Source organism: Streptomyces sp. NPDC026062, assembly GCF_055568375.1.
The window spans coordinates 340,673-359,592 of the sequence record NZ_JBVHOQ010000001.1; the positions used below are offsets into that span (position 1 = coordinate 340,673).

Here is an 18,920-nt window from a genome sequence, read left to right on the forward strand (position 1 = left end):
CTGCTCCTAGCCTGTGGGCGTCCGCAGAGCCCCCACGAGCCGCAAGGACGACTGTGACGTGACCCCACCATCCCGACGCCCCTTGCTCATCCGGTCCCTGTCCGCCTCTCTCTCGCTGGCACTCGCCGCGTTCGGCGTCACCGCCGCCGTGGTCGTGTCCAGCGCTCCGCCCGCTCAGGCGGCGGGTGTCCCCGCCCCCTCCCCTCTGGCGGTCCCCGGTCGCGGTGCGACCGTTCCGTTCAAGGAGCAGGAAGCCGAGTACGCCGCGACCAACGGCACACTGATCGGCCCCGATCGCCTGTACGGCACGCTGCCCTCCGAGGCGTCGGGCCGACAGGCCGTGACGCTGGACTCCGTCGGCGAATACGTGGAGTTCACGCTCACGGCGCCGGCGAACGCCATGTCCTTCCGGTACTCGCTGCCGGACAACGCCGCGGGATCGGGCCGGGACGCCTCGATCGACGTGCTGGTGAACGGCGCCTCGCCGAAGGCGGTGCCCGTCACCTCGAAGTACGGCTGGTACTACGGCGGTTACCCCTTCAACAACAACCCGGGCGACACCAACCCGCACCACTTCTACGACGAGGCCCGGACCATGTTCGGGTCGACTCTCGCGGCCGGTACGAAGGTCCGGCTCCAGGTCTCGTCCACCGCCGCCTCCCCCTCGTTCACCATCGACCTGGCGGACTTCGAGCAGGTGGGCGCGCCCACCGCCAGGCCCTCGGGCGCCCTCGACGTCGTCTCCGACTTCGGTGCCGACCCGACCGGGGCCGCCGACTCGACCGCGAAGATCCAGGCGGCCGTCGACGCGGGCAAGGCGCAGGGCAAGGAGGTGTACATCCCCCAGGGCACCTTCCAGGTCCGCGACCACATCGTCGTCGACAAGGTGACACTGCGTGGCGCGGGCCCCTGGTATTCGGTGCTGACGGGACGCGACCCGTCGAACCGGAGCAAGGCCGTCGGTGTCTACGGCAAGTACGCCTCGGCCGGCGGCAGCAGCGACGTCACCCTCAAGGACTTCGCCATCATCGGCGACATCCGGGAGCGGGAGGACAACGACCAGGTCAACGCCATCGGCGGCGCCCTGTCGAACTCGACCGTCGACAACGTCTGGATGCAGCACACCAAGTGCGGCGCCTGGATGGACGGCCCAATGGACAACTTCACCATCAAGAACAGCCGCATCCTGGACCAGACCGCGGACGGCGTGAACTTCCACTACGGCGTCACCAACTCCACGGTCACCAACACCTTCGTCCGCAACACCGGTGACGACGGGCTGGCGATGTGGGCGGAGAACATCCCGAACGTGAAGAACAAGTTCACGTTCAACACCGTGATCCTGCCGATCCTCGCCAACAACATCGTCACGTACGGCGGCAAGGACATCACCATCTCCGACAACGTCATGTCGGACACCCTCACCAACGGGGGCGGGCTGCACATCGCCAACCGCTATCCCGGTGTCAACTCCGGTCAGGGCACAGCCGTCTCGGGCACCACCACGGCCGCACGCAACACCCTGATCAGGACCGGCAACAACGACTACAACTGGCAGTTCGGGGTCGGTGCGGTCTGGTTCAGCGGGCTCAACGAACCGATCAACGCCACCGTCAACATCTCCGACACCGAGATCCTGGACAGCTCCTACGCCGCGATCCACCTCATCGAGGGCGCGACCAACGGGCTGCACTTCGACAACGTCAGGATCGACGGCGCCGGCACCTACGCCCTCCAGATCCAGTCGCCGGGCACGGCCACCTTCAACAACGTGGTCGCCACCCACATCGCCCAGTCCAACCCCATCCACAACTGTGTGGGCAGCGGCTTCCAGATCACCCGGGGCAGCGGCAACTCGGGCTGGTACGCCGATCCGCCGGCCTGCACCGGCAACTGGCCGGCCCCGGTGTGGACCAACGGCGGGGTGCCGGGCGGCGGCAGCGGCCCGACGGACCCGCCCACCGACCCGACCGACCCGCCCACCGAGACGGGCAACCTCGCCCAGGGGCGTAGCGTCACCGAGTCCGGTCACGCGGACGTGTACGGCGCGTCCAGGGCCGTGGACGGGGACGCGAACAGCTACTGGGAGAGCACCAACCACGCCTTCCCGCAGACCATCACCGTGGACCTCGGCGCCTCGAAGGCCGTCAAGCGGCTGGTCCTGAAGCTGCCGCCGTCGGCCGCCTGGTCCACCCGCACACAGACCCTGGCCGTGACGGGAAGCACCGACAACAGCACGTACAACTCGCTCAAGGCGTCGGCGGGTTACACCTTCGATCCGTCGAGCGGCAACCAGGCGACCGTCACACTGCCTGGCACGTCCGCCCGCTATCTGCGGCTGACGTTCACCGCCAACACCGGATGGCCGGCCGCACAGCTCTCCGAACTGGAGGCCTACACCAGCTGAGCCCGGACGACGGCCGGGACAGGACGACGGTCCCGGAGCGCCCGTCACACGAAGGACCGCCGGACGGTACGCGTGTTGCGTGCCGTCCGGCGGCCGTCGTGCGGGTGTCCCTACTGCTTCAGCGTGTAGGACTTCGCCGCCTCGGCCGCCTGCGCGGGCCTGACGACCTTGAGACCGCCGGGGGTCTCAGCGTCCGGCTTCATGATCACGCTCTCCCGGGTGGAGGGTGCCGCCGGGTCGGAGAAGTTGTGCGGCATCCCGAAGTCGCTGCCGAAGTCCGTGATGGTCAGCAGGGCCTTGTCGATGCCCTCACGGGTGAGGTCCTTGGCGGCGCAGGCCTTCTTCATCGCTTCACCGAACAGGCTCGCGGCGTTGTATCCCGCGATGACGCCGTTGTCTAGTCCGTCCTTCGGGTACGCGGCACCGTACGCCTTGGCGAGCTTCGCCGGACCGGCGCCCGGGTCACCGATGGGCAGGGTGGACGCGGCGACGTAGTAGTCCTTCGCCAGGGCCGGACCTGCCTGGGTCTTCAGCAGCTGGGGCGCGAACGCCGAGTTGTTGCCGACGACCGGGACGTTGAAGCCGGTGGCGGCGGCGACTCCGACCAGCGAGGCCGCCTGCCGCGGGCCCGCGCTGACGACGACGGCCTTGACGCCGGCCTGCTTGAGCGCGGCGACCTGGGCGGTCATGTCGTTGTCGGTGGGCTTGATCTTCTGCTCGACCACGGTGAGGCCCGCCTCCTTCGCCACGTACTCCGAGCCGGCCAGGGCGTTCTCGCCGTAGTCGCCCTCGAAGTAGACATGACCGATCTTGTCGCCCTTGGCGATGCGCTTCTCGGCGAGCAGGTAGTCGATCGCGTTGATCGTCTCGACGTCGTACGTCGCTCCGATGACCCGGATGTACTTGCTGCCGAGCAGATTCGCCGACCAGGCCTGCGGCAGGACGAGCCCCTTGTCCTGGCCGTCGATGCGCTGCTCGACCGCCGACACGAACGGCGAGCCGATGAACTGGACGAAGCCCAGTACCTTCGGCTCCAGTTCGGTGTATGCGGCGATGGCCTTCTGCGGGTCGTAGCCGTGGTCGCGCACGGTCAGTTCGACCTTGCGCTCGCAGATGCCGCCGGCGGCGTTCGTCTGCTTGACCCAGAGCTGCTGGGCCTGAGTGACGCTCTTGCCGAGCGAGGCGTAGACCCCGGTCATGTCGGTCAGCGCACCCAGCGAGATCGTCGAGCCGGTGACGCCGTCGCCGGTCTTCACACCGCTCTTGTCCTGGGCTCCCTCGTCGGAGGACTTGGCCTTCTCGCTGCAGCCGACGAGAGTGAGGGTGAGGGCCGCGCACACGGCCCCGAGCACACGCAGTTTCATTTCTTCTCTCCTGAGTTCTTCATCAGACGTGTCAGGCCGCCGGGCAGGAACAGCACAGCCGCGACCACCGCGGCGCCGTACAGATAGCGCGACGCCTCGCCCGGAGCCAGACCGCCCGTACCGGGGGCCGAGACCAGGGGCAGGGAGTCGCTGTAGTGGGTGAGCAGCTGCGGCAGCAGCGAGACGAACGCGGCCCCGACGACCGCTCCCGCCACGGTGCCGAGCCCGCCGATGACGATCATGGCGAGGTATTCGAGGGAGAGGACCATGCCGAAGTACTCGGGCACGGTCCGCTGGAAGACCAGCGCGAGCAGGACGCCCGCCAGTCCGGCGTACATCGAGGACAGGACGAAGACGCCCGCCCGGTAGCGGGCCACCGGGACGCCCATGACACCGGCCGCGATGCGGTGGTCGCGAATGGCGTTGAGCGCCCGGCCCGGCCTGCCTCGCAGTACTCCGCGGGCGAAGAGGCCGCTCAGGAGCAGCGCGGCGAGCGCGGCGTACCAGAGCTTCTCGGAGGACTGGAACGGTACCCCCGCCACGATGACCTCGGTGTCGTCGAAGCCGAAGCCGAAGAGTGAAAGGGGCGGTACGGAACGGCCGTTGAAGCCCCCGGTGAGGGATCCCGCGTTGAACAGCACATGCTGGCCGATGAAGATGAGTGCGAGGGTCGCGATGCCCAGGTAGGCCCCGCGCAGCCGGCTCGCGATGGGACTGAACAGTCCGCCGGCGGCGCCCGCGAGGAGTACGGCGAGGACGGCGGCGAGCCAGCTGGGCAGGCCGAGTCCGGAGAGCTCGTGTCCGTTCTCCGTACTGCTCTCCCCCGCGAGGACGCAGTAGCCGTACGCCCCCACCGCGAGGAAGAAGGCGTGGCCCATGGAGAGCTGGCCGGTGGCGCCGGTGAGGAGGTTGAGCCCGATGGCGCCGATGGCGGCGGCCATCGCGAACAGTCCGGCCTGGAGCCAGAAACGGTCCAGGTAGAACGGGAACGCGAGCAGCAGGACCGAGCCGATGGCCCAGAGGTATGTACGGGGGTGGCGCAGCCGGGCTGTGAGAGCGGTACCCGGGCCGGTGAGCCGGGTGCCCCCGGCGGTCTCGGTGGTCGTGGTGTCAGACACGGGCGAGCTCCTTCGTACCGAAGAGTCCCGCGGGCCGCAGGAGCAGCACGAGCACCATCACCAGGTAGGGGGCGAGGTCGCCGATGCCCCGGCCCAGGAAGGAGAGGTCGCTCTGGTAGCCGGTGGCGAGCGATTCGGTGACGCCGACGATCAGTCCCCCGGCGAGGGCTCCGGTCGTCGAGTCGAGTCCGCCGAGGATGGCGGCGGGGAAGGCCTTGAGCGCGGCCAGTGAGGTCGCCCGTTCGAGGCCGGGTGTGGGGAATACGGTGAGGAACAGTGCGGCGACGGCGGCAAGTGCTCCGGCCACCGCCCAGGCGGCGAGCGAGACCCGGCCGAGCTTGATCCCCATCAGCGCCGCGGTCTGCGGGTTCTCGGCGGCGGCCCGCATCGATACCCCCCAGGAGGTGAAGCGGAAGGCGAGCAGGAACACGGTGATGAGCAGGCCGGCGGCGAGGAACGCCGCTATCCGGGTCTCGGCGAGGGTGACGCCGCCGATGGTGACGACGCCGTTGCCCCACGGGTCGCCGAGTGCGAGCACGTCCGTGCCCATGCGGCGGGTGAGTTCGGTGGTCAGGAGGATGTCGACCCCGATGGTGACGATCGCCAGGACGCTGTGGTCGCTGCCCCGGTAGCGGCGCATCACCAGGAACTCGACGGCGGCTCCGACGACGGCGGCGCCCGCGATGCCGACGGCGAGCGCGGGCCAGAAGCCGATGTCGTCGTGGAGCACGGCGGTCACATATCCGCCCGCGAGAAGGAGGGAGGCGTGGGCGAAGTTGACGACTTCGGTGGCCTTGAAGATGACGACGAAGCCGAGCGCGATCAGCGCGTAGACCGAGCCGATGGAGAGCCCGCCGAGGAGGAGTTCGATGAAGGTGGTCATTCCTGTGCCCCCAAGTAGGCCTGGACGACGGCCGGGTCGTTCTGGACCTCGGCGGGGGTGCCGCCGGAGATCCTTCGTCCGAAGTCGAGTACGGTCACGGCGTCCGCGAGCCGCATCACCACTCCCATGTCGTGTTCGACGAGCACGATCGAGATGCCGAGGCTGTCGCGCACTCCGGCCACGACCGCGGCGGTACGCCGCCGTTCGTCGGCGGTCATCCCGGCGACGGGTTCGTCGAGGAGAAGGACCTGCGGCTCCATGCACAGGGCGCGGCCGAGCTCGACGAGCTTCTGCTGTCCGTACGGGAGCGCACCGGCCGGCCGGTCCAACTCCTTCTCCAGCCCAACGAATTCGGCGATCTCGCGGACCCGTTCCAGATGGCGGCGGGCCTCGCGGGCGGCTGACGGCAGGCGCAGTCCGCTGGCGAGGAACCCGGCGCGGGTGAGCCGGTGCCGGCCGAGGAGCAGGCTTTCGGCAACGGTGGCGTGCGGAGGCAGGGCGAGGTTCTGGAACGTCCGGGCGACTCCGAGTTGAGCGATTCGGTGCGGGGCGAGTCCGGTGAGTTCCGTCGTGCCGAGGTGGACGGTGCCGGATGTCGCCCGGTACACCCCGGACAGCACGTTGAACGTGGTTGATTTTCCTGCCCCGTTGGGGCCGATGACCGCGTGCACGCTGCCCGGCTCCACGGTGAAGGAGATGCCGTCGAGTGCGGTGAGTCCGGCGAAGCGGACGGTGACGTCACGGACGGCGAGTGCGGCCGGGGCGGTCGCGACCGGGGTGGTCTCCTGGGCGGTCGTCATGCGGACCACCTGCTCAACGTGCGTACGGAACCCGTGGCCCGGCCCGCGTCCTCGGCGGCGGTCTCGTCGACGACGCCCAGGTAGCGGCGGCGTACCTCGTCCGAGGCGGCGAGTTCGCCGGCCGGCCCGTCCAGGGTGACCTCGCCGACCTCCAGGACGTAGGCCGTGGAGGCGAGCTTCAGGGCGATCGCCGCGTTCTGCTCGACGAGCAGGACGGAGGTGCCCGACGCGTTGATCTCCTGCACCGTCTCGGCGATGCGCTGTGCCATCAACGGGGCGAGCCCGAGCGAGGGTTCGTCGAGCAGCAGCAGCCGGGGCCGGGCCATCAGGGCCCGGCCCATCGCCAGCATCTGCTGCTCGCCGCCCGACAGCAGCCCGGCGCGCTGATGGGCGCGCTGGGCCAGGACCGGAAACAGCTCGTGTACGCGCGCCAGCGCGCCCGCCGACGCCTTGCGGCCGCGGCGGGCCCCCAGGGCGCCCGCCCGCAGATTGTCGGCCACCGTCATCCGGGCGAACACCTGTCGCCCCTCGGGCACCTGGACCACTCCGGCGGCCACCACCTGGGCGGGGCGCAGCCCGTCCAGGGGGCGTCCGTCGAAGTGGACGGTGCCCGTAGCCGTCCCGCGGTGGAAGCCGAGGGTCCGCGAGATGGCCCGCAACAGCGTGGTCTTCCCGGCCCCGTTGCCGCCGAGTACGGCGGTTATCGCGCCGGCCGGCACATCGAGGGAGACGTCGCGCAGGGACCGTACCGGGCCGTAGCCCACGGACAGTGCGCGGATCTCAAGCGTTGCCATGCGTCCTCCTCCTTCCGCCTTGTCTGGGAATCGATGTGTCGATTCATGGGTGCTCAGGGCCCCGGCCCGGCTGTGGCCGGCGGTGTCCGCCGGTGCCTGCCTGTGCCTGCCCTGTGCCTCTCTGGGGCCACAGACCAGCAGCGGGCGGGGCGCGCGTCCACGGTCACCGGCCGAAACGCTGCGGGTGCCCCGCGCGGAAGACCGCCCGTTGTGCACGCGCACAGAGGCGGGCGGTGCGCTGTCGCCCCGGGCCCGGACCGGTGCCATCCTCACGACGGCGGTCCGGTGAGGCCGAGACGCGGATGCGGCCCCCCGGGGGCGTGCGGAGGACGGAGCGGGCATGCGGCAGCGCGGGGACGAGCGGGGGCTGGCGCTGCTCGACGCGCTGCTGGAGGACGAGACCGGGCCGGATCTCGCGGCGCTCACCGGTGCGGTGCTGGGGCTCCCGGAACGTGGCAGGTACGCGGTGGCGGTGGTGCCGGCGCGCGGGTGCGCCGGGAACCGTCCCGGTGACGCGCTCGGGATGCGGTTCCTGTGGCGTTCCCGGCCGGACCGGGAGATCGCGGTGGTGGCGCTGGGCGACGCGGATCCGGCGGCCGTGGCCGCACTTCTGTCGGACGGCGGGCCCGGCCCCGGAGGGGTCAGCCCGGCGGTGAACGATCTGGCCGGGCTGGGCACGGCGCGCAGGCTGGCCGATGCCGCGCTGCTGACGTGCGGCCGGGATGGGAGCGGGGTCGTCTGCCTGGACGGCCGGGTCCCGGCGGCTCTGGTGGCGGGAGCGCCCGCCCTCGCGGCCCACCTGGCCGCGGACGTCTTCGGCCCGCTCCTGGCACGCGATCCGTCGGACCGGGCCCTGCTGGTGTCGACGCTGGAGGCGTGGGTGGAGTGCGGGGGGTCGGTGGGGCGGACGGCGGTACGGCTGTGCTGCCACCGGAACACGGTGCTGAACCGGTTGCGCCGGCTGGAGGAGCTGACTTCGCGGTCGCTGTCGCGGCCGCGCGAGCTGGTGGAACTGATGCTGGCCCTGGACGCGGTGCGGCTGGGGCGGGGGGCGGGCGCGGACCGGTCTCCGTGACCGGGGACCGCTCCCGCACCCCGAATCCGCTGTCGCCGGAGGGGACTTGGTTCAGCCTCTCCTCAACGCGGGAGATCCTGCGCGATGGCTTGACGGGGCCTGGTTCAGCCCCTCCTCAGCACAGGAAATCCTGTGCGATGGACTCCGCCGCGCGCTCCAGCAGCGGCCCGGCCTCGGCCATGCACACCGCGGGGTCCGGCTCCAGTTCCGTGAGCGCGTACGCGCGGCGGATACCCGCGCGCTCCAGCGCCTCCGGAGTCAGTACCAGCCGGCCGCAGACGGCGACGACCTCGATGCCCGCCGCACGGGCCGCCGCGGCGACCCCGGCCGGGGCCTTGCCGTGGAGAGTCTGCTCGTCGAGCGAGCCCTCGCCCGTGACGACCAGCGTCGCCCGCGCCAGCGCCGGTGCGAAGCCGAGGACGTCGAGCATCACCTCGATCCCGGGCCGGAACCGCGCACCGAGGGCGACGAGCGCCCCGTATCCGATTCCGCCCGCCGCACCGGCCCCGGGCAGCTGGGCGTGGTCCGGTCCGAGCACGGAGGCGTAGTGCGTGAGCGCCGCGTCGAGCACCGTGATGTCTTCCTCGGTCGCGCCCTTCTGACGGCCGTACACCTGCGGCGCGCCCTTGGGCCCGGTCAGCGGGTTGTCGACGTCGCTGGCGAGGATCAGGTCGACCTCGCCGAGCCGGCCGTCGAGCCCGGACAGGTCGGCCGTGGCGAGGTCGGCCAGTCCACCGCCGCCGGGGCCGACGGGCTTGCCGTCCGCGTCCATGAGGCGTGCGCCGAGCGCGGTCAGCATGCCCGCCCCGCCGTCCGTGGTCGCACTGCCCCCGACGCCGAACACGACGGTCCGCGCCCCCGCTTCGAGGGCGGCGAGCAGCAGCTCACCGGAGCCGTACGTGGTGGCCGTGAGCGGGGCGAACACACCTGCGGGCAGGTGCTGGAGGCCCGAGGCCTCGGCCATCTCGATCACCGCGGTGGTGCCGCGCACCGCGTAGGCCGCGGTCACGGGGTCGCCCAGCGGCCCGGTCACCCGCGCTTCCCGGCGCTCGAATCCGGCGGCCACCGCGGCAGCCACCGTGCCGTCGCCGCCGTCCGCCACGGGCAGGGTCTCGACCCGTACCTCCGGAGCGATACGCCGCAGCCCGGCCGTGACCCGCTCCGCGACCTGCACGGCCGTGAGCGATCCCTTGAACTTGTCCGCCGCGACGAGCACGCGTGCGGTCTCCATCACTGCTCCGTCCGTCACCTTGAATCCCTTTGCTTTCGAACAGGCAGTCGCGCCGCCCCGACCCTAACCGCAGCACCCCCTCCCTGCCCATGGGTGTCCGTGCCGTGGACCTCGTCCCGAGCCCCACCACTACGCTTCTGGCGTGACCACCAATGACTACGCCGTGTACATCGCCGGTCTCCCGAAGGTTCTGGCCGGCGCGGCCTGTATCTTCCGCGACGCGCAGGGACGGGTGCTGCTCGTCGAACCGAACTACCGCGAAGGCTGGACGCTGCCGGGCGGCACGATCGAGTCGGCGCAGGGCGAGAGCCCCCGCCAGGGGGCGCGACGCGAGTCGGCCGAGGAGATCGGCCTCGACCTGGAGCCGGGCCGGCTGCTCGCGGTCGACTGGGCGCGCGGCACCGGGCGGCCGCCGATCGTGGCCTATGTGTACGACGGTGGGGTGCTGGACGAGGAGCAGTTGAAGGCGGTCCGGCTTCAGGAGGAGGAGCTTCTGTCCTGGAAGCTCGTCGAGCCCGCGGAGATCGGCCGCTACCTCCTCGGGTCGCTCCGGGGGCGCGTGCGAGCGGCCCTGGACGCACTGGAGTCCGGCGCGGGCACCGTGGAACTGGAGGACGGCGCCCCCGTCGGCTGACGGACCGGGCAGCGCCCCTTCGGCCGGCGGACCGGGCGGATCCGTCGGCCGGAGGACCGGACGGCGCCCGGCCGGCTGACGGGTGGGACGATGCCCCCGTCGGCCCACCGGCCGATTCCCGGCCTCCGGCCGCCCGGCTGCTCCCGCGGCGCCTGCTCCCGTCCCCACGCACAGCGCGCGAATATGGGCTCGCGAGGTGCGACGGCCGATACGTACGCTCACCGCATGACACTCGTGGCGATCCTCAGCGGCGCCGGCATCTCCACGGACTCCGGCATCCCCGACTACCGCGGGCCGAACGGCCTCTGGCGCAAGGACCCGGAGGCCGAGAAGCTCGTCCGGTACGACCTGTACATGGCCGATCCGGAGATCCGCCGCCGCTCCTGGCAGATGCGGCGCGCCAGCGCGGCGTGGAACGCCGAACCGAACGCGGCGCACCACGCGGTGGCCGGGCTGGAACGGTCGGGCGTCGCCGTGCGGGTGATCACACAGAACGTCGACGGGCTGCACCAGGCGGCCGGGCTGTCCGCGCGCAAGGTCTTCGAACTGCACGGCACCGCACGCCAGGTGGTGTGCACCCGCTGTCACGCCCGCTCGACGATGGCCGAGGCGCTGGCCCGGGTCGAGGCAGGGGAGCCCGATCCGCCGTGCGCCACGTGCGGCGGGATCCTCAAGGCGGCCACGGTCATGTTCGGCGAACGGCTCGACCCGGTGGTGCTGGGCGACGCGATGGCTGTGGCCAAGGGCTGCGAGGTGTTCATCGCGGTCGGTACGACCCTCCAGGTGCAGCCCGCCGCGTCGCTGGCCCTGATCGCGGCGGAGCACGGGGCGCGGCTGATCGTGATGAACGCGGAGCCGACGCCGTACGACGCGCTGGCGCAGGAGACGATCCGGGAGCCGATCGGCACGGCGCTGCCCGCCCTGCTCAAGCGGCTGACCGACGAGGAGGGTCCGGGCGCTGGGGCAAGTACCGGGCCCTGATGCGGCTGGGGCCGGTACGGTCCCGGGCATGACTGCCGTTCCCTCCCTCAGTGCCACGCGGGCCTCGTACGACACCGTCGCCGTCGACTACGCGTCCCTGCTCGCCGACGAGTTGACGGCCAAGCCCCTGGACCGTGCGATGCTCGGCGCCTTCGCCGAGCACGTGACGGCCGACGGAGGCGGGCCCGTCGCCGACCTCGGCTGCGGGCCGGGCCGGGTGACGGCGTATCTGCGGGACCTCGGGCTGCCGGCGTTCGGAATCGACCTGTCGCCCAACATGGTGGCGGAGGCCCGTCGACGCCACCCGGACCTGCGGTTCGATGTGGGGACGATGAGCGCGCTGGACCTGGCGGACGGTTCGCTGAGCGGGGTTCTCGCCTGGTACTCGCTCGTCCACACCCCGCCGGAGGAACTGGGCCGGTTCGTGACGGAGTTCCGCCGGGTACTGGCTCCGGGCGGCCGCCTGCTGCTCGCCTTCAAGGTCGGCGACGAGCGGGTCCGGCTGGAGCGGGCGTACGGGCACCGCGTGGACCTCGATGTGTACCGGTTCGCCCCCGAAGAGGTCGCGGGGCTGCTGGTGCGTACCGGTTTCGAGGTAACGGCGAGGCTGGTCCGGGCAGCGGACCGGGGCGAGGCGACCCCACAGGCGTTCCTGCTCGCGCGGAAGCCGGCGTAGGAGCTCGCCGGTGACCGGGGCGGGACGTCGGGGCCGGGTCCGGTCCCGACGTCCCGCCCCTGGTCGCAGACCTGCCGGACCGCACGTGGACGGCCGACCGGGCGTGACCGGCCTCGGGGCATGCGGTAATATTGACGGCTGCGAAGGGGAGTAGCCCTGCAAACCGGTCGTCGACACACTGGAACCTTCGGGTTCCCGGTGGCCGGGCTCGTGGATCATTGCGGGCGGGCGAGACCTTCGGTCAGGTATGACACGCCCACGCCCCGTGGGCGGCGCCGTCATGCCGGGCCGAGTGGTCCTCCGAAAAGCCCGAACGGCACTTCGTGGAGATCCGGGGCCCGGCTCCTACAGAAAGCCACCCGGAATGCATCTCGACCCCCTGGCGATCATCACCGCTTTCGGGCTGATCTTCCTTGCGGAACTCCCGGACAAGACGATGTTCGCGTCGCTGGCCATGGGCACGCGCATGCGCCCGCTCTACGTCTGGTTCGGCACCTCGTCCGCGTTCATCGTCCATGTCGCCATCGCGGTCGGGGCGGGCGGCCTGCTCGGGCTGCTGCCCGACTGGATCGTCAAACTCGTCTCCGCCTGTCTCTTCGCCTTCGGCGCGTTCATGCTGCTCAGGGCCGACGCGGGCGACGAGGACGAGGAGGGCGGCCCGAAGACGGTGACCGGCTTCTGGCCGGTGTACTCCACCGCGTTCATGGCGGTGTTCATCAGCGAATGGGGCGACCTCACCCAGATCACGACGGCCAACCTGGCCGCGAGCAACGGCGCCTGGTCCACCGCGATCGGATCCGCCGCCGCCCTGATGTCCGTATCGGCGCTGGCGCTGCTCGCGGGGCGGTTCATCGCCAAGCGCGTCCCCCTCAAGACCGTGCAGCGCATCGGCGGGGTGTGCATGCTGGGTCTGGCGATCTGGACCGTCATCGAGATCTTCACCGGCTGACCGGCCGTCCGCCGACACGCAGGGAAGGGCTCCGCGCGGGTGCGCGGAGCCCTTCGCCGTACTCGGTCCGACACGGCCGGTCTAGAAGAGCGCCGGGGCGCTGTCCCGCTTTCCGTTCTCGAAGGCCAGCAGACGATGCTTGCGGTCGAGGCCGCCGCCGTATCCGGTGAGACTCCCCGAAGCCCCGATCACCCGGTGGCAGGGCACGATGATGCCGACCGGGTTCTTTCCATTGGCCAGCCCCACCGCGCGTGAGGCGCCGGGCTTGCCGAGGTTCTCGGCCAGTTCTCCGTACGTACGGGTCTCGCCGTACGGAATCCGCTGGAGCTCGGCCCAGACGGAGCGCTGGAACGGGGTGCCGTCGAGGTGCAGCGGGAGGTCGAACTCCCTCAGCTCACCGGCGAAGTAGGCCTCCAGCTGCTCGACGGCCTCGTCGAAGGGGGCGGGGTCGGCCGCACCGAAGGTCTCCTCGGGCGGCCGGTGTCGCTGACCGGTCATGTAGAGGCCGGCGAGGACCCGGTCCGTGGCGACGAGGGTCAGCGGGCCGTAAGGGCTGTCGATCACTGTGTGCTGCCGGGGCGCGGTGGTGACGCGCGCCTTGGTGGCGGTGCGGGACGTCGTGGCAGGGCGTGGCGTCGTAGCCGTGCGTGATGTTGTGGCGGTGTGTGACGCGGTGGCGGTGCGTGGCGTGGTCACGAGGAACGTCCTTGCGCGGGAAGGTGGTTGATGGGGTGGTCGTCGACGGTCCACAGATACTGCACGGCGTAGGCCCGCCAGGGCCGCCAGCCGGCCGCTCGTGCGGTGAGCGCGGCCGGTGTCGAGGGGAGGCCGAGCTGCTGGGCGGACCGCCGGATGCCGAGGTCCGTCGGCAGGAAGGCGTCCGGGTCGCCGAGCGCCCGCATGGCGATGACCTCGACGGTCCAGGGGCCGAATCCGGGCAGTGTGTTCAGTTCGGCCCGCGTCTTCTCCCAGTCGGTGTCCGTGCCCAGGTGCAGCGAGCCGTCCGCCAGGGCGCCGACCAGCGTGGTGAGGGTGCGGCGGCGGCTGCGGGGCAGCGCGAGCTGCTCGGGATCGAGGCCGGCCAGCGCCTCCGGCGCCGGGAAGAGATGGGTGAGGCCGCCCTCGGAGTCGTCGACGGGAGTGCCGTGAGCGGTGACCAGCCGGGCCGCGTGGGTCCGGGCGGCGGCGGTGGACACCTGCTGGCCGAGCACGGCGCGGACCGCGAACTCGGCACCGTCGACGGTCCTCGGCACCCGGCGGCCCGGCGCCTCGTCGACCAGCGGGGCCAGCAGAGGGTCGGAGCGCAGCTGGTCGTCGACGGCGACCGGGTCGGCGTCCAGGTCCAGCAGCCAGCGGCACCGGCTGATGGCCAGGGTGAGATCGCGGGGGTCGGTGAGCGAGAGCCGGCAGGCGATGTGGTCGGGGTGCGGGGTGAGGGCGACGATTCCGTGCCCGTGGGGAAGGCCGAGCGTGCGGCGGTAGGCCCCTTCGCGCCATTCCTCGACGCCCGGGACGGCCGTCGCGGCAAGGTGCCCGAAGAGGTTGCTGGGGTTGAGCGGAGCACGGTACGGGAGCCTCAGCGCTATCACCCCGGGGGTGGCCGGCGGCCGTGCCGACCGGGCCGCGCGGCTCCGCAGCTCTCCCGGCGCGAGGGCGAACACTTCACGGACGGTGTCGTTGAAGGTACGGATCGAGGAGAACCCGGCCGCGAAGGCCACCTCGGCCATGGGCAGCCCGGTCGTCTCGATCAGCACCCGTGCGGTCTGCGCCCGCTGCGCCCGGGCCAGCGCCAGCGGCCCCGCACCCAGCTCCGCGAGCAGCTGCCGTTCGATCTGCCGGGCCGAGTACCCGAGACGGGCGGCCAGTCCCGGGACGCCCTCCCGGTCGACGACCCCGTCCCGGATGAGGCGCATCGCGCGGGCCACGGAGTCGGCGCGCGCGTTCCACTCGGGCGATCCGGGGCTCGTGTCGGGACGGCACCGCTTGCAGGCCCGGAACCCGGCCTGCTGGCAGGCGGCCGCGCTCGGGTAGAACGTCATGTTCTCGACCTTGGGCGGCACGACGGGGCAGCTCGGCCGGCAGTAGATCCGGGTGGTCAGGACCGCCGTGAAGAACCAGCCGTCGAACCGGGAGTCCCTGGACCGGACGGCCCGCACGCAGCGATCGGTGTCGGTGTGCATGGTTCAAGCATGGGGCACGGTCCGGACCTGCCGCTGGCGAGAATCCGACATCAGCCTCGCGCCACCGGGGCACGTCCCCGCTCACGCCGTTCCTCGCACCACCGGGGCCCTACTCACATCCCCGCTCACGCCGTTCCTCGCACCACCGGGGCCCTACTCACATCCCCGCTCACGCCGATCCTCGCACCACCGGGGCCCTACTCACATCCCCGCTCGTGCCGATCCTCGCACCACCGGAGCATCGCCCCGGCCCCGGGGCATCGCTCACGCCCGGCAAGCGCGGTCGGGAGGCGGTGGCGAAGTACGCGGCGGCGGCATCGACGAAACGGTCGTGCGCATCGCGCACTGCGCCCTGTGCCGCGATGAGCTCCTGCCTGCTCGTGGCGGCGTCGACCAGATCCCGTCCGCAGGCCGGGCCGGGGAACAGCGGATCACGACCGGCCCCGGGCCCCCGCACCGACCGCGCTTGGTCATGAGTTGACAGGCGACACCGCGGTGAGAGGCTTGAGGAAGCTCCGAAGCCCCCACGGGCGGCCCCGGCACCTGTCGTCCCGCGCGGTCGGCGGCCCCTGCCGCGTCCGCTCGACGACGGCCCGGTCCCACGCCGTACGGGAACGTCTGAGCGTGGGAGCGGCGCCGGTCGAAACGTAAGGGAGAAGCGGTATGACGGACAGTTCGTCCGCGCCGATCTGTTCACACCTGGACCAGGTCAGGCGCGTCACCCCGGACAGCCCCGACTCGTGCCCGCAGTGCGTCGCGCAGGGAGACACCTGGGTGCATCTGCGTGAGTGTCAGAGCTGCGGCCAGGTCGGCTGCTGCGACTCGTCCCGCAACCAGCACGCCACCGCGCACCGCGAGTCCACGGGGCACCCCCTCATCCGCTCCTACGAACCGGGCGAGACCTGGTGGTGGTGTTACGAGGACCAGGTGACGTTCGACGTCGAAGGCGTAGGTCCCGCCCGGACGGCCTGAGCGCGAGTCTCCGGACCCGGGCGTCGGCGCTACCGGCCGGCCGGTCCGCCCACGGCCCCGGCGGTCAGGCCTTCGCCCTCACGCCCGCGCCGCCGCCAGCGCCTCTTCGAACTCCACGTACGCGTGCGCGTCGAAGAGTACGAACCGCACCTCCTCGACGGGCGCGGCGGCCTCCGCCAGTACGGTACGGACGGCGATGCGCGCGCCGTCGTCCATCGGCCAGCCGTAGATGCCGGTGGAGATCGCAGGGAACGCGACGGTCCGCGCCCCCAGGTCCGCGGCGACGCGCAGGGCTTCGCGGTAGCAGGATTCCAGCAGCCCCGAGCGGTCCTCGGCGCTGCTCCAGACCGGGCCGACCGTGTGCACCACCCAGCGGGCGTCGAGCTTCCCGGCCGTGGTGGCGACGGCTTGGCCCGTACGCAGCCCCTTGCCGTACTGCGAAGCACGCAACTCCCGGCAGGCTGAAAGGATTTCGGGTCCGCCGCGCCGATGGACCGCGCCGTCGACCCCGCCGCCACCGAGCAGCGAGGAGTTCGCGGCGTTGACGACGACGTCGACGGACTGCTGGGTGATGTCGCCCCGTACAAGAATGACGGTGACGGCGGACGGTGTACGCATGGGGCCATCATGCCGGTACGGGCGGACGCGCGTGCAGTGGACCGAGCGCACCGGACCGAGCGCACCGGGCCGACGACCGCCGGCCGGGTCCACGGCGAGGTTCGCAGCGAGCTCAGCGGCGAGGTCAGCAGTCCGCAGCGCGCGGTCGGCGGCGGACCCCCGTCGGCCGCCCGCGCTCCGTCACTCCCGGCGAGGGGTTGCCATCCTTCTCATGTTTACGCAAACATATGGACTGGTGCTCCCGCCGACGCGCGCCCGGACCACCGCACACCCCCTGAGCACAGGAGCAGCAGTACATGTCCGTTCTTCAGATCGACGACGACGGATTCCGGCTCGACGGCGAACCCTTCCGGCTCGTGTCCGGCGGGCTGCACTACTTCCGGGTCCATCCCGCGCAGTGGGCCGACCGCCTCCACAAGGCACGCCTCATGGGCCTCAACACCATCGAGACGTACGTCCCCTGGAACCTCCACCAGCCGAGGTCGGACCGGTTCGACATGGACGGCGGACTCGACCTGCCCGCCTTCCTCGGCCTCGCCGCAGCCGAGGGACTGCACGTGCTGCTCCGCCCCGGCCCCTACATCTGCGCGGAATGGGAGGGCGGGGGCCTGCCCTCCTGGCTCCTCGCCGAGCCCGGCATCCGCCTGCGCACCCGCGACCCCCGCTATCTCTCGGCCGTCGACGACTACTTCACCCGGCTCCTCACCCCGCTCCGGCCCTACCTCTCCACACAGGGCGGCCCGGTGCTCGCCGTGCAGGTGGAGAACGAGTACGGGGCATTCGGCGACGACACCGCCTACCTGGAACACCTCGCCGGTTCGCTCCGCCGGTGCGGGGTCGACGTTCCGCTGTTCACCTGCGACCAGCCCGCCGACCTGGAGCGCGGCGGATTGCCCGGTGTCCTCGCGACGGCCAACTTCGGCAGCGGCTCCGCCCGGAACCTCGCGTCCCTGCGCGCGCACCGGCCGGCCGGACCGCTGCTGTCCACGGAGTTCTGGATCGGCTGGTTCGACCGCTGGGGCGGTCACCATGTGGTCCGCGAACCGGTGGAGGCGGCACAGGAGCTGGACGAGGCGCTGGCGGCCGGGGCGTCGGTCAACCTCTACATGTTCCATGGCGGGACGAACTTCGGCTTCACCAACGGCGCGAACGACAAACACACCTACCGGCCGACCGTCACCTCCTACGACTACGACGCACCCCTCGACGAAGCCGGTGATCCCACCGAGAAGTTCACCGCCTTCCGCGAGGTCATCGCCAAGTACGCGCCGGTCCCCGCCGAACCCGTTCCCCCACGCGCCGACAAACTCACCCTGGAGGCAGTCGCGTTGACCGAGAGCGCCGGGCTGCTGGTGAGCGCCCCGCTGCTCGGTGAGGCCGTCGGGTCCTCGAATCCGCTGACGATGGAACAGCTGGGCCAGGCCTTCGGGTTCGTCCTCTACGAAACGGCTCTGCCGGCCGCCGGGCCGGCCCTGCTCGAACTGGAACAGGTCCGCGACCGTGCCCAGATCTTCCTCGACGGCCAGCCCGTCGGGGTTCTGGAGCGGGAGAACCACGAGCACGCACTCACCTTCACCGTGCCCCGGGCCGGCTGCGTCCTCAGCCTGCTCGTCGAGAACCAGGGCCGGGTCAACTACGGGCCCGGCATCCACGACCGCAAGGGGCTCCCCGGCCCGGTCAGGCTCAACGGCACGGAGCTCACCGGCTGGACCAACCGGCCGCTGCCGATGGAGTCGCCCGAGGCTCCGGACTTCTCCGAAACCACCGCCGCACCGATCGGTCCGGCCTTCCACCGGGGCACGTTCGAACTCGCCGGAACGGCGGACACCTTCCTCCACCTCGACGGCTGGACCAAGGGCAACGCCTGGATCAACGGCTTCGCCCTGGGCCGCTACTGGTCCCGCGGGCCCCAGCGGTCCCTGTACGTACCCGCACCGGTCCTCCACGGGGGCACCAACGAGATCGTGGTGCTCGAACTGCACGCACCCCACCGCACCCGTACCGTCGCCTTCCGGGAGACCCACGATCTCGGCCCCACCGAGGAGTAGGGCGGCGTCGCCGCCACTACGCCTGATCCCGCACCCCACGGCCGGGCACACCTGTCCCCCGACCGCCGGCCGGCCGTGGGGAGCCGTCCGGTGTGCGCGACCACGCACGCCTGGGCGGAGCCGGGACGTGCCTCCCCATGCCGGCCAGGAATCCCGGCGGAGGCTCCGGTCGTCGGCGGTCCCGGCCGGG

The 18,920-nt window shown here is 71.6% G+C and carries 17 protein-coding genes; 8 read left to right on the forward strand and 9 right to left on the reverse strand.

What is annotated here, in order from left to right:
• Positions 1 to 58: 58 nt before the first annotated feature.
• Positions 59 to 2,407, forward strand: a complete 2,349-nt coding sequence (locus tag ACZ4LX_RS01440) for a discoidin domain-containing protein (protein ID WP_467636664.1) — start codon at positions 59 to 61, stop codon at positions 2,405 to 2,407.
• A gap of 110 nt (positions 2,408 to 2,517) precedes the next feature.
• Here the strand turns inward: ACZ4LX_RS01440 and ACZ4LX_RS01445 are convergent, their stop codons facing one another.
• Genes ACZ4LX_RS01445 through ACZ4LX_RS01465 form a run of 5 tightly spaced genes read right to left on the reverse strand, consistent with a single transcriptional unit; the run spans position 2,518 to position 7,366 of the window.
• A complete protein-coding gene (locus tag ACZ4LX_RS01445) occupies positions 2,518 to 3,771 on the reverse strand; it encodes an ABC transporter substrate-binding protein (RefSeq protein WP_467636667.1) in 1,254 nt (417 codons plus the stop codon).
• The gene (locus tag ACZ4LX_RS01450) at positions 3,768 to 4,889 is read right to left on the reverse strand and encodes a branched-chain amino acid ABC transporter permease (RefSeq protein WP_467636670.1); all 1,122 of its coding nucleotides are present in this window, start codon (positions 4,887 to 4,889) and stop codon (positions 3,768 to 3,770) included. The genes ACZ4LX_RS01445 and ACZ4LX_RS01450 overlap by 4 nt, the downstream gene beginning before the upstream one ends.
• Positions 4,882 to 5,772 carry a branched-chain amino acid ABC transporter permease gene (locus ACZ4LX_RS01455; RefSeq protein ID WP_467636673.1) on the reverse strand — a complete coding sequence of 297 codons (891 nt, stop codon included), beginning with the start codon at positions 5,770 to 5,772 and terminating at the stop codon, positions 4,882 to 4,884. The genes ACZ4LX_RS01450 and ACZ4LX_RS01455 overlap by 8 nt, the downstream gene beginning before the upstream one ends.
• Positions 5,769 to 6,572, reverse strand: coding sequence for an ABC transporter ATP-binding protein (locus ACZ4LX_RS01460; RefSeq protein ID WP_467636675.1), 804 nt, complete (start codon positions 6,570 to 6,572; stop codon positions 5,769 to 5,771). The genes ACZ4LX_RS01455 and ACZ4LX_RS01460 overlap by 4 nt, the downstream gene beginning before the upstream one ends.
• A complete protein-coding gene (locus ACZ4LX_RS01465; protein WP_467636678.1) occupies positions 6,569 to 7,366 on the reverse strand; it encodes an ABC transporter ATP-binding protein in 798 nt (265 codons plus the stop codon). The genes ACZ4LX_RS01460 and ACZ4LX_RS01465 overlap by 4 nt, the downstream gene beginning before the upstream one ends.
• Positions 7,367 to 7,706: 340 nt before the next feature.
• Here ACZ4LX_RS01465 and ACZ4LX_RS01470 point away from each other — a divergent pair, with 340 nt between their 5' ends.
• Positions 7,707 to 8,441 (forward strand): PucR family transcriptional regulator, encoded by a 735-nt coding sequence (locus tag ACZ4LX_RS01470; RefSeq protein ID WP_467636681.1) that lies wholly within the window; start codon positions 7,707 to 7,709, stop codon positions 8,439 to 8,441.
• 115 nt (positions 8,442 to 8,556) lie between these two features.
• On the opposite strand, the gene ACZ4LX_RS01475 is transcribed toward ACZ4LX_RS01470, so the two are convergent.
• Positions 8,557 to 9,672 (reverse strand): glycerate kinase, encoded by a 1,116-nt coding sequence (locus ACZ4LX_RS01475; RefSeq protein ID WP_467636684.1) that lies wholly within the window; start codon positions 9,670 to 9,672, stop codon positions 8,557 to 8,559.
• 142 nt (positions 9,673 to 9,814) lie between these two features.
• On the opposite strand from ACZ4LX_RS01475, the gene ACZ4LX_RS01480 reads away from it, so the two are divergent.
• From ACZ4LX_RS01480 to ACZ4LX_RS01495, 4 genes are all read left to right on the forward strand, one after another.
• Positions 9,815 to 10,306 carry an NUDIX domain-containing protein gene (locus ACZ4LX_RS01480; protein ID WP_467636690.1) on the forward strand — a complete coding sequence of 164 codons (492 nt, stop codon included), beginning with the start codon at positions 9,815 to 9,817 and terminating at the stop codon, positions 10,304 to 10,306.
• A 225-nt stretch (positions 10,307 to 10,531) separates the two neighbouring features.
• Positions 10,532 to 11,287, forward strand: a complete 756-nt coding sequence (locus tag ACZ4LX_RS01485; RefSeq protein ID WP_467636694.1) for an SIR2 family NAD-dependent protein deacylase — start codon at positions 10,532 to 10,534, stop codon at positions 11,285 to 11,287.
• 28 nt (positions 11,288 to 11,315) lie between these two features.
• Positions 11,316 to 11,963 carry a class I SAM-dependent DNA methyltransferase gene (locus tag ACZ4LX_RS01490; RefSeq protein ID WP_467636696.1) on the forward strand — a complete coding sequence of 216 codons (648 nt, stop codon included), beginning with the start codon at positions 11,316 to 11,318 and terminating at the stop codon, positions 11,961 to 11,963.
• 364 nt (positions 11,964 to 12,327) lie between these two features.
• The gene (locus ACZ4LX_RS01495; RefSeq protein WP_467636698.1) at positions 12,328 to 12,912 is read left to right on the forward strand and encodes a TMEM165/GDT1 family protein; all 585 of its coding nucleotides are present in this window, start codon (positions 12,328 to 12,330) and stop codon (positions 12,910 to 12,912) included.
• A gap of 81 nt (positions 12,913 to 12,993) precedes the next feature.
• Here ACZ4LX_RS01495 and ACZ4LX_RS01500 read toward each other — a convergent pair whose 3' ends face one another.
• Positions 12,994 to 13,476, reverse strand: coding sequence for a methylated-DNA--[protein]-cysteine S-methyltransferase (locus ACZ4LX_RS01500; protein ID WP_467636899.1), 483 nt, complete (start codon positions 13,474 to 13,476; stop codon positions 12,994 to 12,996).
• Positions 13,477 to 13,604: 128 nt separating this feature from the next.
• A complete protein-coding gene (locus ACZ4LX_RS01505) occupies positions 13,605 to 15,092 on the reverse strand; it encodes an AlkA N-terminal domain-containing protein (RefSeq protein WP_467636702.1) in 1,488 nt (495 codons plus the stop codon).
• A 663-nt stretch (positions 15,093 to 15,755) separates the two neighbouring features.
• Between ACZ4LX_RS01505 and ACZ4LX_RS01510 the strand changes: the two genes are divergently transcribed.
• A complete protein-coding gene (locus ACZ4LX_RS01510; protein WP_467636705.1) occupies positions 15,756 to 16,064 on the forward strand; it encodes a UBP-type zinc finger domain-containing protein in 309 nt (102 codons plus the stop codon).
• Between the two features lie 78 nt (positions 16,065 to 16,142).
• On the opposite strand, the gene ACZ4LX_RS01515 is transcribed toward ACZ4LX_RS01510, so the two are convergent.
• Positions 16,143 to 16,682: an O-acetyl-ADP-ribose deacetylase gene (locus tag ACZ4LX_RS01515; protein WP_467636708.1), complete on the reverse strand. Its 540-nt coding sequence runs from the start codon at positions 16,680 to 16,682 to the stop codon at positions 16,143 to 16,145.
• A 296-nt stretch (positions 16,683 to 16,978) separates the two neighbouring features.
• On the opposite strand from ACZ4LX_RS01515, the gene ACZ4LX_RS01520 reads away from it, so the two are divergent.
• The gene (locus ACZ4LX_RS01520) at positions 16,979 to 18,730 is read left to right on the forward strand and encodes a glycoside hydrolase family 35 protein (protein WP_467636711.1); all 1,752 of its coding nucleotides are present in this window, start codon (positions 16,979 to 16,981) and stop codon (positions 18,728 to 18,730) included.
• Positions 18,731 to 18,920: the final 190 nt, after the last annotated feature.